1 protein-coding gene is annotated in these 1,607 nt (G+C 63.7%); it reads right to left on the bottom strand.

Features of this window, described 5'->3' with window-relative positions:
* A partial coding sequence (locus LZP73_RS19105) for an Ig-like domain-containing protein (protein WP_234236496.1) occupies positions 1-1,607 on the bottom strand: 1,607 nt, incomplete at both ends.

Below are 1,607 nucleotides of genomic sequence, written 5' to 3'. Positions count from 1 at the left end.
CCGTCATCGTCGTTGGGGCCGCCATCGCTGATGGTCAGCTCAATACACCAGTGGCCCGGGGTTAACCCCGGCTGCCAGGCGCCGTCACCCGGCGGCGGGCAGTAGCCCTTGTCGCCGGCGGCCGAGCGGATGCCATTGTCGGCATCTGTGACGAAGTCGACCCATTGGCCGCCGCTGAACTTGCGGTACACGGCGTTTTGCGGCACGGGTTGACGCTGAGGCAACACCAGCGACAGGCTCTGCCCCTGCTGTGGCAGGCCGTAGGCGATGAAGTCATAGATGCTGCCGCGGGTGTTGGCCTGGGTATCCGTGGGGATTTCGCCTGTTATCAGCTCGGCGCCGCCTGTGCTGTTGTTGGCGACACTGGAGCCCTTGCGCAGACAGGCGCCCGGCTCGCCCTCGACCAGGAAGCTGCTCGCTTCACCGGCAACGGCTGGCACTATGTTGCACTCTGTGATGGCATCGAGGTAATCCGCTATGCCATCGCCGTCATCGTCGGCGAAGCCTTCGCTGCTGTCGGGGATAAGGTCGCCATCCGAGTCGTTGTCGCCCAATTCCGGCAGGCTGTTGCGCACCTCAAGATAGAGCAACGCCTGGCTGCTGAGCGGCGGAGTGCCATTGTCTGTCACTGTCAGTTGCAGCTTGTAGCTGCCTTCGGCCAGGTCCTGCACCTCGAATTGCACCTGGGTGTCGCTGAGCCGTTGCAGTGTGATGGCATCGGTCAGAGCCAACCACTGGTAGCTGTGGTCGTCCAGGCTGTTGGCATCGCTCACAGTGGCGGTCACTGTCACAGGCTCGGCATTGTTGACCACGAAGACCCCGTTGACCCCGGCCTGGCTGGCTTTCAATGACACCTCGGGCGCTATGTTTTGCTCCGAAATGGTCAGGGTATGGCTCGACTTGGCCGCCAGGTTGAGGGTCTTGTCCAGGGTAATCACCAGGGTCTCATCGCCTTCATCCTTGCCGTCCTCCAGTATGTTGACGTCTATGCTGGCCTCCGTCCCCTGGGCTATCACCAGCTCACCATCCACCAGTGAGTGGTCGTCCGGGCCGGCGGTGCCGCCGACGCTATAGGGCACTGTGACTGGGTAGTCGGGTGACGGGCCGTTGAGGTAGACACGCACCGAGCGGGTCTGGCCTTCGGTGGCCACGCTGTCCTTGGCGATGGCAATCAGCGGCAGGACCTCGATGAGCTGCTCGGCGGTCTTGCTGCGCCCGGCGCTGTCGGTGGCCTGCCAGAAAATCTTGTGACGTCCGGGGGCGAAGTAGCTCGGACCATTGAGGGTAGTGACGGCCACGGGCTGGCCATTGACATCTGTGGCTGTGGCCGTGCCCGGGTCCACCTTGGTGAACAGGCCGGTGGCATTGACTCTGACATCGGCCGGCACTGTCAACAGGGGCAGTTGGTCGTTGTCCGTGCCCGTCAGCGTCAGGGTCACGCTGGCTTCATCGGCTGCGCCCTTGGCATCCGTGATGCGGTAGCCCAGGGTGACGGCGCTGTGCAGGTTGGCCGGCGCGCTATAGAGCAGCTGCTGCCCGGCAATGGTCACGCTGCCTATCTCGGCCTTGGCGCTGCTGATGCTCAGGGTATCCCCGGTGTCGACATC

This window comes from Shewanella sp. AS16, from assembly GCF_021412365.1.
GTDB classification, from domain to species: domain Bacteria; phylum Pseudomonadota; class Gammaproteobacteria; order Enterobacterales; family Shewanellaceae; genus Shewanella; species Shewanella salipaludis.
The sequence above is the reverse complement of the archived record's forward strand: the minus strand, read 5'-3'. Positions and strand labels throughout refer to the sequence as shown.